The organism is Persicitalea sp. (assembly GCF_041751555.1).
Taxonomy (GTDB): Bacteria; Bacteroidota; Bacteroidia; order Cytophagales; family Spirosomataceae; genus Persicitalea.
This window is the reverse complement of the sequence record NZ_JBGSXF010000248.1, coordinates 1-12,619: the sequence shown is the minus strand read 5'-3', so window position 1 is coordinate 12,619 and position 12,619 is coordinate 1. Positions and strand designations below refer to the sequence as shown.

The following is a 12,619-nucleotide window of genomic DNA, read 5'->3' as shown; positions in this document are numbered from 1 at the left end:
TTGTCAAAATTGTGGTCTAAAAATATTTAACTTACAACCTTTTTGCAGCAATTGCGGGAACAAACACACAATGTAAACTAGTTCAAACTAACTGATGCTTAACAGCTTCTCCTAAGCTTACTAACTGGTGTTGATAAATCGGGGCATCTGGTGGTAATACCTGACGCTACGAAAAAGATACTGTCTCCTCTCGTTTGTAACGCGAATACCCTCAAGCGCGAATCACAACTACGAGTACCGATTACAAAACGCGAAGAAGATGCAACGCGCGACTAACCGCCCGATTGCGAATCGAGCGGTCGGTCGGCTAGGGTCACCAGGCATGAAAGTTAACCTGAATTTTTCAACATCCCCCCGGTCGGGGTATGGCGTAAATCACATCGTCAGAAACAGATAAATTGAAGACCTTATCTTCGATTGAAGGCAGTAACAGTTCCCATGTTTTTCCCTGGTCTGAGGATCTAAAAATGCCGGTAGGGTGACCACAAAAGAAGTATTCGCCAACCTGAACAATGGAGGCAATGGATAGGCTGGCCGGAAGGCCCGCGTCGATGGGCTGCCAGGTGTTGCCGCCGTCGTAGGAGGTTCGCACTCTTCGGGTCTCTGACTCTGTATTGTACGTGATGGCAGCGAATCCACCTTCGATGCGTTCCACCGCGATGCCCACACCGCCCTCATTAAGCACACACTCCCAGTTTTTACCCCCATCGGTCGATCTCAATATACCGTTCTGGCTGGTCGCCATCAGTACGCCGTTCGACTCGACTACTTTCATTGCCCAGTCTCCAGTACGGTCGCCGGGGAAAACCTCCTTTTTCCAAGAAGGATCTGTGGAATTTGGTTTACGGTGATATATCCCATTTCCAGTACGTATATAGAGTTCACTACCTTTTTCAACGAAACCATCTCTCTGAATACCCTCCGCCTGCAAATTTTCAGGCAACCCTTCGCTAATGTCCTGCCAGGTCTGTCCGCCATCCGTAGATTTAAAAATGATATTTGCCGCCCCGGCTGTAGTACTTTTTTGCTTTTGCTGACTATTCGTGAGAGAGGATGCTCGTGGAAGTTGTAAGGCCTGATCCAAGGCAAATAAGAATTGAAGAAGCAGCAAAAAAACAAGGCTGTGGCTACTCATGACTACGACTGATTTGATGAAACAATAAAGTCAAAGATAGTGGGCGTCAACCAGCCTGAATCTTTATACTAGTAAAAAGTTGTAAAGGGAATGTAAAAGTTTTGTAAAGCCACCGAAAACTTTGTCAGTTGTCAGAAGTTGACGGAAGGCTTCGCTTTTAAACATTCTGAATCAAAGACTGCTACCCGGTGCCGGAAGTTGCAAGGAATATTGATATTTTTTGAGAAACAGGCTCTATTTACTTCATCCGACGATAAAGATCTGAACCACGGACTGTGTTTGTTTACCTGGGGACAATCGGCAGTTCCTTCGATTGGGTGAATGATCTGCTCATTCAAGGGCGGGATAACTAAGCGTGGTTGCCCCACCCTTGCCATTCCTGCGCTTGTGGCAAATTTCCCCAGAATACCTCGCGGGATCGTAGAATCTAATTCCAATGGTTTCCTGCAAAAATCTCCATTGCATGTATGACAAATTGTCCATAAATATCAAGCTGAATAATTTTTAAGCCATAATGTCATGATTTTACACTATAACTTTCCTGGTACAGAAGTTGAAAATAGGTTTGGTACCAGTCAGTAATGACAGCGAAAAACCAACTATTCACATTAAAACCATTTAAGTTATGAATGCTTTAATTAGAAACAGAAACAACGACGGGTATCAGTACCCCAATTTAATCAACAGCTTTTTTAGCAAAGATTTGATGGATGAGCTTTTCACGCCTACCTTCAATGGCACGGCCCCTGCCGTGAACGTGCGGGAGGACGAAGACGGCTACTACATCGAGGTGGCTGCGCCCGGCATGAAAAAATCAGATTTCAAACTAAACCTCGACCACAACCGCCTTACTATTTCTGCCGATAAGCGGGAGGAGAGCGAGTTTGATAACTACGAAGACCAGGACAACAACGAAGGTCAGAAGGAGAAGGGTAAGAAAGAAAAAGGAGAAGAGCAGAAGCAAAGCCGCAAAAAGGGCAAGTACACCCGCCGTGAGTTCAGCTACTCCTCGTTCCAGCGGACCTTCACCTTGCCTACTACCGTAGATGGCGAAAAGATCAATGCCACTTATACCGATGGTGTGCTGAACGTAGAACTTCCCAAGCGGGAAGAGGCTAAGGTCAAGCCACAGCGCACGATTGAAATTGCTTAATTTTTTTTGATCGAAAGCGAAGGCGGTTCTAACTTTTTGGAATCGCCTTTGTTTTGTATCATATATATGAAGACGAACCGTTCGTAAAGTAGCGGTATGATTCTTTTCCTTACCTCGTTACCTTCGTTAAAATTTGTTAAATTACCCTAACGCGGGAATGAAAGTCGCCAAAAGGGTCGTTTCAACCTTACACTTACAAACCCCATAGAATAAAATGAAGACAAATTGGAAAGCAATCGTTTTGGTTGGTTTGCTCTCGAGCGCCACCACCATCGCTGGCTTCAAGCTGCTGGATAACGGCAATGGCCAGAATGTTATTTTTAAGGAAGCTCCCGCCGAAACGCTGGCTAAGTTCACTTCCACCGGGATGCCCGCCGGAACGCCGGGCGACTTCACTTACGCCGCTGAGACAGCCACGCCGACGGTCGTGCACATCAAATCTACGGTTACGCGCCAGGCTCGGGACGTCAATTCTCAGATTCCCGAAATGTTCCGCGAGTTCTTTGGCGACCGGGGCATGGGCCAGCGTCAAGCGCCGCAGCGCGGAGAGGCCAGCGGCTCGGGCGTCATCATCACCTCAGACGGTTATATCGTGACCAACAACCACGTGGTGGAGGGCTCCGAAGAACTGGAAGTGACGCTGAACAACCAGCGTAAAGTAAGCGCAAAGGTAATCGGCATTGATCCTTCAACGGACATCGCCGTTATTAAAATTGAAGAGAATAATCTGCCTGCTATTGTTTTTGGCAACTCTGACGCTGCCAAAGTGGGCGAGTGGGTCGTGGCCGTGGGTAATCCTTTTAATCTGGAATCGACCGTTACGGCGGGTATCGTAAGCGCTAAAGGCCGCGGCCTTGGAATTATCGGCCAGGAGTATGCCCGCCGAGGACAAAATAATAGCAACTTCGAAGGAGATTCTCCCCTGGAAGCATTCATCCAGACGGATGCCGTCGTAAACCCTGGTAACAGCGGTGGCGCTCTGGTAAACTTAAAAGGAGAACTGATCGGTATCAACACGGCCATTGCAAGCCCTACGGGTAGCTTTGCTGGCTATGCCTTCGCGGTACCTTCGGCTATCGTAAAAAAAGTATCGGGTGATATTATTAAGTATGGTAATGTACAGCGTGGCTATCTGGGTATTGTTCTGGAAGATTTAGACAGCCGGAAGGCCGATGAGCTTGGTGTGAAAGTAAGCGAAGGCGTGTACGTAAGGGATTTCTCGGACGGTAGCGCCGGAGCCGCTGCTGGTATCAAGCAAGGCGACGTAGTTGTGAAGGTGGACGGCCGTACGATTAATACGATTCCGCAGTTGCAGCAGACCATCGGTCTGCACCGCCCCGGCGATAAGGTGAATATCACTGTCAATCGCGACGGCAAGGAAAAGGATTACAACGTTACGCTCCGCAACCGTACGGGCGGCTCGGACATTGTCAAGCCCAGCGAAAGCAGTGTGGCCATGAATGCTTTGGGCGCTCAGTTCGACAATCTTACCACGCAGGAGAAACAGCGTCTGTCGCGTTATAAGATCGAAGGTGGTGTCAAGATCATGGATATTCAGGGCGGTAAGCTGTCCCGCGCGGGTGTAAGCGAAGGTTTCATCATCACCAAGGTGAACGGCAAGCAGGTACGCTCGGTCAATGAACTGAAAAGTACATTGTCGGACAAAACGGGTGCTATGGTACAATTCGAGGGTGTGTATTCTGACGCTCCCGCCGATGTTTATACTTTTGGATTTAGAATGTAATTTCTTAGTTGAAAGTGGATAATTGAGAGTTGAGAGCGTTTTTTATCGATCAACTTTCGACATTGAAGTAGAAAGCCAAAGGCCCGAACGAATTTCGCTCGGGCCTTTGGCTTTTACTTTGTGCGGCATGGGCCGTCCCACTCTGTCGCTTTGCCACTCTGTGCCTCTACTTTCCCGTTTGCGCAGTGTAAGTACTTTCAAAAATTTTATCAGCGTTGCCAGCTTCAAAGCCGTCGCGACGGTGCCGACGCTGGATTTGGTTGGCGGACAGAGTGGCAAACTCAGGCAGTACGCGTCGTTCGGCGAACTCCACGTACGAACCCGAAATAGCGTGTGTATCGCCGTTGGCGAATTCCGCATCGATCATTTGTGCTACGGTGGAGCTTTGCAGCAGCCCGCCGTCGGGGCTTTCTTTCACCTTGCCACCGGAGTCGTTGAGTTTGATGCCCTGCCTTTCCAAAAACTTATTAAAGTCCGAAACTGTGTTGTAGCCTTTCGGCAAATTGTGAACGCTGATGGTGAAGTGATTGAGGTAGTAGCGATTATAGATCACCCAGGCGGCATACTCACTTTCATGCAATAAACTCAGGTAGTCACCGAGCGTCGGCGTACGCCAAAGCGGTTGGTGTAAGAATGCATCTACCTGCGGCCCGTCGTCCAGATTAAGCTTGTCAACAGGGTCACTTTTCACTTCGTCGGTGTAGCTTTGAATAATGCGCTGCGCTTCCGAAGAAAGCTCGTTCACTCGCAATTCACTAACAAAAATACGGGGATAGTGCGGCTCCGGCGGACTGAACCAATAGGCGTCCAGTTTCTTCCCATCGAAGTAATAGTAATCCCGCTTTTCGTATCCGTAGTGCAGAAAAATTTTCTCAAAGGAAGCAATGCCCAACTGCGGTACGCCCAGGGTGCGGAAGGCCACATGGTCATTCTCGATGTCATCAGGGTCAGCAATGATTCTCTCCCGCACCATAGCGTTCAGGATAACCTTCACATCGGGAACCCTCTCCTGGTAGCGGTTCATGAGACCGTGCATGACCGTGTCGAGGGGTTTGGTTTTGCTATCGTCCATTGTACTATTGTTTCTTTATATATCTCATACAAGTTAGCGGTATGTTTTTCACAATACCGCAGGTCTGGTGCAATATACGAAGGCCACGGTGGATCATCGTTCTTGGACACTGCATAACCCCAGGATGTCCACAGGCCGTTGCTAACCTTATTATTATTACGAATAAAACTACGCATTTCTCTATAAATCAATCTCTTTTTCTCATGACTTAGGGTAAAAAGCTAACGGCGACCGTCTTATTAGAGGAGAAATAAGTATTTCAATCTTTGCACTTCCAAAAATCCTTTCCTTATGCAAAACGAAAACCAACTGAATCGACGGAAATTCATCAAAAACTCGGCCGGTGTCGCGATGGCTCTGTCGCTCCCGACCATCATCCCCGCTCGCGCCTTCGGGGCTAATGACCGTGTCAGCGTAGCGGTGCTGGGCGTCAACGGGCGCGGCCAAAACCACATGGCGGGCTTTTCCAGACTGGAAAATGTGGAAGTCGCTACACTCTGCGATCCCGACAACGTGATTCTGCAGCAACGCGCCCAGGAATTTGAGAAAAAGTCGGGCAAGAAAGTAAAGACCGAAATGGATCTGCGTAAGGTGTTCGACGACAAGTCCATCGACGCTGTCAGCATTGCCACGCCTAACCACTGGCACGCCCTGGCCACGATCTGGGCTTGTCAGGCGGGGAAGGATGTGTACGTAGAGAAACCCGGCTCCCACGATTTTGCCGAAGGCCCCAAAATTATCGAAGCCGCCAAGAAGTACAAGCGCATCGTGCAGCATGGTGTGCAGCTTCGCAGTTCGGAGGCCATGAAGGAGGCCGTAAAGCACCTGCGCGATGGCCTGATCGGCGACGTGTACATGGCCCGCGGTCTGGTCTTCAAGTGGCGGCCCGACCTGGGCGACAAAGGTACTTCACCCGTACCCGAAGGATTGGATTACGACCTCTGGACGGGTCCGGCGCAGATGCGGCCTTTTTCCAAAAACTACGTGCATTACAACTGGCACTGGTACTGGAACTACGGCAACGGCGACATCGGCAACCAGGGCATCCACGAAACCGATCTGTGTATGTGGGGTCTGGGCGTGGATACTTTCCCCGAAAAAATAACTTCGGCGGGCGGTAAGTTTCTTTGGAAAGACGCCCAGGAAACGCCTGAGATACTTTCTTCGACCTACATCTATCCCAAAGAGCGAAAAATTATCGAGTTTGAGGTGCGACCCTGGATGACCAATCAGGAAGACGACACCGGCATCGGTAATATCTTCTACGGCAGTGAAGGCTACATGGTAGTCAACGGCTACGAAACCTATAAGACCTTCCTGGGCCGCGACCGCAAGCCCGGCCCCGCGCGCAAGGCGGGCGGCGACCATTTCAAGAACTTCATCGACGCCGTAGTGGCCCGCGACCCGTCGCTGCTCAACGGCCCGCCCGAAACGCTGCACCTGTCATCGGGTCTGGCTCATCTGGGCAACATTGCTTACCGCACGGGCCGCAACCTAACCTTCGATCCCCAGAAGGAAAAGTTCGTCAATGATAAGGAGGCCGATGCTATGCTAAGTCGCGAGTACCGCGCACCATATTCTATGCCGAGTAATGTGTAGATGAAGATGTTGGTATTAAAAACAAAAAAAGCCGCTGACTTCATAAGAGATCAGCGGCTTTTGCATTTCTAATAGAGGTTCGGCCTTAAGCCAACTTCTTCTGCAAATTCTCGTCGATGGCTTCGAGGAAATCCTCCGTGTTCAGGTAGTTGTCCTTCGTCAGCTTATCGCCGTGAATGATGAGGGCGAGGTCTTTGGTCATCTTGCCGCTTTCCACGGTGTCGATGCAGACTTGCTCCAGCGTGTCGGCGAACTTGATCAACTGCTGGTTGTCGTCTAGTTTGCCCCGGAAGGCCAGGCCGCGCGTCCAGGCGAAAATTGAGGCAATAGGGTTAGTACTCGTCGGCTTACCCTGCTGGTGCTGGCGATAGTGGCGCGTCACGGTGCCGTGGGCGGCTTCGGCTTCCATCGTACCTCCGTCGGGCGTCACAAGTACCGAGGTCATCAGACCCAGCGAGCCGAAGCCTTGCGCGACTGAGTCGGATTGTACATCACCGTCGTAGTTTTTACAAGCCCACACGAACTTACCGCTCCATTTGAGGGCCGATGCTACCATATCGTCAATCAGGCGGTGTTCATAGATTATGCCTGCTTCCTTGAACTTGTCTTTGAATTCGGCATCGAATATTTCTTGGAACAAATCCTTGAAACGTCCGTCGTACTTTTTTAGAATGGTGTTCTTGGTCGAAAGATAGACGGGCCAGCCTTTCTGCAGTCCCATGTTCATACACGCCCGCGCGAAGCCCTTGATCGACTCGTCGAGGTTGTACATGCCCATTGCCACGCCACCGCCGGGGAAGTCGAAAATCGTGAACTCTTGCGTGGTTCCGTCCTCGCCTTCGAACTTCATAGTCAACTTACCTTTGCCGGGTACCACGAAATCGGTGGCGCGGTACTGGTCGCCGAAGGCGTGACGACCGACGATGATCGGGTCAGTCCAGGTTGTGACCAGGCGCGGCACGTTGCTCATCACGATTGGCTCGCGGAATACGGTACCATCCAGGATGTTACGAATCGTACCGTTCGGCGAACGCCACATTTGCTTGAGGCCAAACTCCTCCACGCGATCCTCGTCGGGCGTAATGGTAGCGCACTTGATTCCCACGCCATATTTCTTAATGGCGTTGGCCGCATCTACGGTCACCTGATCGTCGGTTTCGTCGCGGTATTCTATGCCGAGGTCGTAGTACTTTATATCGAGATCGAGGTAAGGAAGGATCAATTTGTCCTTGATGAATTTCCAGATGATGCGGGTCATTTCATCGCCGTCAAGTTCGACGACCGGATTGGCAACTTTGATTTTGTTCATATAAACAGTTTCGATTTAGGGATTGAAGCCATAGAAGCTCGGTTGAAAATATGGGGCAAAAATACGAATTATTGAGTTGAAAGTTGAAAGTTGAAAGTTGAGAGCGTTATGATGTGGGAAATTCGACGCTTAATTCATTGTTAATAAGTTGTTTATGTCAATATCTTAAATTTAAGAACCTAATTTTGAGTCTATGAAAAATTAAGTTTGCCGCTAATCACTTTATTTCCGGACTGACCAAGTATTTTTAGTAGCCAATGGGGTTTTGGTTCGGAGAAAACGAACCCTCCCATTATGCAAGAAAAAGCCGCGCTGCAACCGCCCCAAGGTAATTACCGCTGGCTAATTGCTGGCGTGCTGATGCTGGCGACTACGATCAACTACATCGATCGCAGCGTGCTGTCGTTCACGATGCTGGACGAAACCTTTCGCAAAGAAATCTTGGGCATTCCGCTCAGTCAGGCCCTCACCGCCGCCGACCTGGATCGTTTCCGCGTTCAAATGGGCTATGTGGATTCGGCCTTCAAGTGGGCCTACGGATTAGGATTCATTTTCGTCGGTTGGTTCATCGACCGCGTCGGGACGCGGCGGGGGTTTTCGCTGTCCATAGCGCTGTGGTCGCTGGCGGGGATCGCCGTCGGTTGGGTGAGTTCGGTGCGGGGGCTGGTGGTGGCACGGTTTAGTTTGGGCTTCGGTGAGGCGGGCAACTACCCCTCGGCCATCAAGTCGGTGGCGGAGTGGTTTCCGCCGCAGGAAAGGGCGTTGGCCACGGGTGTTTTCAACTCGGGGGCCAACATCGGCATCATCCTCACCGCCGCCGTGGTGCCATGGCTGACGGTGGAATACGGCTGGCGGTCGGCCTTCGTCGTGACGGGTGCGCTGGGCTTCCTGCTGCTGGCGGCTTGGTTGTGGCTTTACCGCCGCCCGCAAAATCACCCGAACCTCAGCGCGGAAGAATACGATTTTATAAAAAGCGACGACAACGACCTGACCGATAGTCAGCTCAAACCTTCCTGGTTCAAACTACTGAGCTACCGTCAAACCTGGGCTTTCATTACGGGCAAAGTACTTTCCGACCCCGTGTGGTGGTTTTACCTGACCTGGTTGCCCGATTTTTTCAATAACAACGATTCATTTATTCAAAAACTCGACCTTAAAAACGTCGGCCTGCCCTTTCTGATTATCTATCTGGTGTCGGATTTGGGCAACATCGTCTTTGGCTGGCTGTCGTCGTTTCTGCTACGCCGGGGCTGGACGGCCAACGGTGCGCGGAAGGTCACAATGCTCGTCTGCGCGCTGTGTGTGCTGCCCGTTTTCTTCGCCTCTTTTACCGCTGATTATCGCCTGGCCATAGCGCTCATTGCCCTCGCTACGGCGGCGCACCAGGGTTTTTCGGTCAACAATTTCACTATCATTTCCGACGTCTTTCCCAAGCAGGCCGTGGCTTCGGTCGTGGGCATCGGTGGCTTATTTGGTGCCATTGCCAGCGCATTGTTCGCGGCCGCTACGGGCCTTATGATCGTGAAATTGGGCTACGTGCCGCTGTTTATTTTCGCCAGTACTAGCTATTTAGTAGCTTTGGGAATCATTCATTTCCTGATTCCGAGATTGGATAAAGTGAGGTTTTGAAGGGGAAAAGTTCCAGAGGCACAAAGGCTCGCTACGGATAAGTTCCCCAACTGAACACCTCTGCATCAATTACACGATTCAACAATTACACAACAAAATGAAGATCACCAACGCCCGCCTTATCGTCTGCTCGCCGGGCCGCAATTTTGTTACGATCAAAATCGAAACCGACGAGGGTATCTACGGACTGGGCGATGCCACGCTCAACGGCCGCGAGGGCGCGGTGGCCAGCTATCTGCAAGATCATCTCATTCCCTGCCTGATCGGCCGGAATCCGTTCGACATCGAGGACATTTGGCAGTATTTCTACAAAGGCGCGTATTGGCGGCGCGGTCCGGTGACGATGTCAGCCATCGGGGCCATCGACATGGCATTATGGGACATTAAGGGCAAGGCCCTACAGACGCCAGTTTACAATCTGCTGGGCGGGAAAAGTCGGCAGCGGATGCTGTGCTATACCCACGCCAACGGCCGCACCCTCGACGATACGCTGGAAAAAGTGGCCGAAAAGATGGAAATGGGCTTTGAGGCCATCCGGGTGCAAAGTGGTGTGCCGGGGCTGGAGAAAATATACGGCGTGGCCGAAAAGGGGAAAGCCTACGAACCCGCCATCCGCGACGGTCTGCCGTACGAAGAAACCTGGGACACAGCCAAGTACCTGCGTTTCGTGCCTAAGTTATTGGAAAAAGTACGCGACACCTTCGGCGAAGACCTGCACTTACTGCACGACAGCCATCACCGCCTTACGCCCGTCGAAGCGGCGCGATTGGGCAAGGAACTGGAAGCCTACGACCTTTTTTGGCTGGAAGACACTATCGCCGCCGAGTTGCAACAGGGCTTCCGGCTCATCCGGCAGCACACCACTACGCCATTAGCGGTCGGAGAGGTGTTCAATACTATTTTCGACTGCCAGCAACTCATTACTGAACAACTCATCGACTACATCCGCATGACCGTGTCCCATGGTGGCGGCATCACGCCGATGCAAAAGATTGCGTCGCTGGCAGAGTTGTACCAAGTTAAGACGGGCTGTCACGGCGCGTCCGATATGTCGCCGATTTGCCTGGCCGCTTGTTTGCATTTGAATCTTTCGATCAATAATTTCGGCATCCAGGAATACATGGGCTACCCCGATCTGACTGAGGAGGTATTCCCACACGGTTATTATTTCGAGCGCGGCTTCCTTTATTTGACCGATCAACCGGGCTTGGGCGTGGACATCGATGAGGACCTGGCCGCTAAACATCCCTACCAGCAAGCCTATCTTCCGGTCAATCGTTTGACGGATGGCACTTTGTATAATTGGTGAATGGTGTTTTGAGGGGGTCATAGCGTGGCGTAATTTCACCTCACCCCCAGCTCCTCTCCTGCCAAGAGAGGGGAGCAAACCCGCCATTTTAAGCTGAAATAGTTTAACTTCGTCGCTCTGTGGCTTTGTGGCTTTGTCGCTCCTTAACTTTGCCACTCCACAACCTTAAACTTAATAACCTATGACTCCCAACCGTCGCTCTTTCCTCCGCCTTTCGGCTTTGTCTTTACCGTTACTCAAAACAAACCGGCTTTTTGCTAAGAGCGTTATCAACAAACCCATCGTCATCTCGACTTGGGATAGCGGTCAAATCGCCAACGGCGCGGCCTGGCCCATTTTAGAAAAGGGCGGCAAGGCCCTCGACGCCGTAGAGCAGGCGGGCATCGCCATCGAAGACGATATCAACTGCTGCGTGGGATTGGGCGGCAACCCTGATCGTGACGGCTACGTAACGCTGGACTCCTGCATTATGGATGAAAAGGCCAACTGCGGCGCAGTGGCTTTCATGGAAAGAATCAAGCACCCCGTTTCGGTGGCCCGGAAAGTGATGGAAAAAACGCCGCACGTACTGTTGGTGGGAGAGGGGGCGCAGCAGTTTGCCATAGAGAACGGCTTCAAACTGGAATCGGGGGAGCTTTCGGCGGATGCGAAGAAAACCTACGAAAACTGGTTGAAGAAAGAAGATTACAAGCCCGTTATCAATATAGAATTGCAGCAAAACAAGGGAAGAGGCAAAGAAAAGGGCCACGGTCCCTTCGCACCCGCGCGATTAGACGACGGATCGTTCAACCACGACACCATGGGAACATTGGCTCTGGACGCCAAAGGCGACGTCTCGGGCATGTGTACTACCAGCGGCATGGGTTTCAAAATGCGGGGCCGCGTGGGTGACTCGCCGATCATCGGGGCTGGGCTGTTTGTGGACAATGAAGTAGGCGCGGCTACCTCTTCCGGGCAAGGCGAGGAGGTCATTCGGGTGTGCGGCACGCACCTCGTAGTGGAGTTCATGCGCTCAGGATTATCGCCCTATGAAGCTTGCAAGAAAGCCGTGGAGCGAATCATAAAACCCAATCCCGAACGCGCCAAAACCTTTCAGGTAGGTTTCATCGCCGTCAACAAACAGGGCGAAGTTGGGGCGTACTCCATCCAGAAAGGGTTCAACTACACCGTAACCGAGAAAGGTGGCAAGCCGAAGGTGATCAACGCAAAGAGTCACTTTGCCTGAAGATTAGGCCCTCTACTTCTCTACTACTGCCTGCTCTTTCGGCGGGAACAGAAGCGAAGCAAAAATGCTGATGGCCAGAATACCTACGATTACAATCAGTGAGTACAGGTTGCTGAAGCCCCACTCATGTAGCTGGTGTTCGAATAGCATTTTCAAGCCAATAAAGGTCAGCAATACGCCCAATCCGTATTTGAGGTAGCTGAACATGTCGATGATATTAACCAAAAAGAAGAACATCGAGCGAAGCCCCATGATGGCGAACACGTTGGAGAAGAAGACGATGTATGGATCTTTGGTAATCGAGAAGATAGCCGGAATCGAATCCACCGCAAACACCACATCGGTGAAGGCAATCACGATCATAACCACGAAAAGCGGCGTGACGTAGAGTTTCTTGTCGCGCTTGCGCCGCACGAAAAAATGATCTACCACGTAGCGCTCGAA

Annotated in this window: 9 protein-coding genes and 1 pseudogene; 6 read left to right on the top strand and 4 right to left on the bottom strand. The window is 51.1% G+C overall.

Going from position 1 to position 12,619, the window contains the following annotated elements; all coding sequences use genetic code 11:
- Positions 1–343: 343 nt before the first annotated feature.
- Positions 344–1,135, bottom strand: a complete 792-nt coding sequence (locus ACEW8P_RS08905; protein ID WP_373512735.1) for a WD40/YVTN/BNR-like repeat-containing protein — start codon at positions 1,133–1,135, stop codon at positions 344–346.
- A 625-nt stretch (positions 1,136–1,760) separates the two neighbouring features.
- Here ACEW8P_RS08905 and ACEW8P_RS08900 point away from each other — a divergent pair.
- Together ACEW8P_RS08900 and ACEW8P_RS08895 are read left to right on the top strand one after the other, a co-directional pair.
- Entirely contained in the window at positions 1,761–2,288 is a 528-nt protein-coding gene (locus ACEW8P_RS08900) for an Hsp20/alpha crystallin family protein (protein WP_373512734.1), read from the top strand.
- A 214-nt stretch (positions 2,289–2,502) separates the two neighbouring features.
- Positions 2,503–4,032 carry a Do family serine endopeptidase gene (locus ACEW8P_RS08895; RefSeq protein WP_373512733.1) on the top strand — a complete coding sequence of 510 codons (1,530 nt, stop codon included), beginning with the start codon at positions 2,503–2,505 and terminating at the stop codon, positions 4,030–4,032.
- Between the two features lie 166 nt (positions 4,033–4,198).
- Here ACEW8P_RS08895 and ACEW8P_RS08890 read toward each other — a convergent pair whose 3' ends face one another.
- Positions 4,199–5,104: a DUF1338 domain-containing protein gene (locus tag ACEW8P_RS08890; RefSeq protein ID WP_373512732.1), complete on the bottom strand. Its 906-nt coding sequence runs from the start codon at positions 5,102–5,104 to the stop codon at positions 4,199–4,201.
- A 291-nt stretch (positions 5,105–5,395) separates the two neighbouring features.
- On the opposite strand from ACEW8P_RS08890, the gene ACEW8P_RS08885 reads away from it, so the two are divergent.
- On the top strand, positions 5,396–6,703 hold the full coding sequence (locus ACEW8P_RS08885; protein WP_373512731.1) for a Gfo/Idh/MocA family protein: 1,308 nt from the start codon (positions 5,396–5,398) through the stop codon (positions 6,701–6,703).
- 85 nt (positions 6,704–6,788) lie between these two features.
- On the opposite strand, the gene ACEW8P_RS08880 is transcribed toward ACEW8P_RS08885, so the two are convergent.
- Positions 6,789–8,012 carry an NADP-dependent isocitrate dehydrogenase gene (locus ACEW8P_RS08880; RefSeq protein ID WP_373512730.1) on the bottom strand — a complete coding sequence of 408 codons (1,224 nt, stop codon included), beginning with the start codon at positions 8,010–8,012 and terminating at the stop codon, positions 6,789–6,791.
- Between the two features lie 294 nt (positions 8,013–8,306).
- Between ACEW8P_RS08880 and ACEW8P_RS08875 the strand changes: the two genes are divergently transcribed.
- From ACEW8P_RS08875 to ACEW8P_RS08865, 3 genes are all read left to right on the top strand, one after another.
- A complete protein-coding gene (locus ACEW8P_RS08875; protein ID WP_373512729.1) occupies positions 8,307–9,641 on the top strand; it encodes an MFS transporter in 1,335 nt (444 codons plus the stop codon).
- Positions 9,642–9,738: 97 nt separating this feature from the next.
- Complete coding sequence (manD, locus tag ACEW8P_RS08870; RefSeq protein ID WP_373512728.1) at positions 9,739–10,950, top strand: D-mannonate dehydratase ManD; 1,212 nt, start codon at positions 9,739–9,741, stop codon at positions 10,948–10,950.
- A gap of 181 nt (positions 10,951–11,131) precedes the next feature.
- Positions 11,132–12,175, top strand: coding sequence for an isoaspartyl peptidase/L-asparaginase family protein (locus ACEW8P_RS08865; RefSeq protein ID WP_373512727.1), 1,044 nt, complete (start codon positions 11,132–11,134; stop codon positions 12,173–12,175).
- A gap of 12 nt (positions 12,176–12,187) precedes the next feature.
- On the opposite strand, the pseudogene ACEW8P_RS08860 reads toward ACEW8P_RS08865, so the two are convergent.
- A pseudogene (locus tag ACEW8P_RS08860) lies at positions 12,188–12,619 on the bottom strand (TerC family protein); the annotation flags it as partial.

Excerpts from the sequence above, each read along its gene's own strand:
- ACEW8P_RS08905 (WP_373512735.1), bottom strand. The coding sequence starts at position 1,135 with ATGAGTAGCCACAGCCTTGTTTTTTTGCTGCTTCTTCAATTCTTATTT.
- ACEW8P_RS08900 (WP_373512734.1), top strand. The coding sequence starts at position 1,761 with ATGAATGCTTTAATTAGAAACAGAAACAACGACGGGTATCAGTACCCC.
- ACEW8P_RS08895 (WP_373512733.1), top strand. The coding sequence starts at position 2,503 with ATGAAGACAAATTGGAAAGCAATCGTTTTGGTTGGTTTGCTCTCGAGC.
- ACEW8P_RS08890 (WP_373512732.1), bottom strand. The coding sequence starts at position 5,104 with ATGGACGATAGCAAAACCAAACCCCTCGACACGGTCATGCACGGTCTC.
- ACEW8P_RS08885 (WP_373512731.1), top strand. The coding sequence starts at position 5,396 with ATGCAAAACGAAAACCAACTGAATCGACGGAAATTCATCAAAAACTCG.
- ACEW8P_RS08880 (WP_373512730.1), bottom strand. The coding sequence starts at position 8,012 with ATGAACAAAATCAAAGTTGCCAATCCGGTCGTCGAACTTGACGGCGAT.
- ACEW8P_RS08875 (WP_373512729.1), top strand. The coding sequence starts at position 8,307 with ATGCAAGAAAAAGCCGCGCTGCAACCGCCCCAAGGTAATTACCGCTGG.
- manD (WP_373512728.1), top strand. The coding sequence starts at position 9,739 with ATGAAGATCACCAACGCCCGCCTTATCGTCTGCTCGCCGGGCCGCAAT.
- ACEW8P_RS08865 (WP_373512727.1), top strand. The coding sequence starts at position 11,132 with ATGACTCCCAACCGTCGCTCTTTCCTCCGCCTTTCGGCTTTGTCTTTA.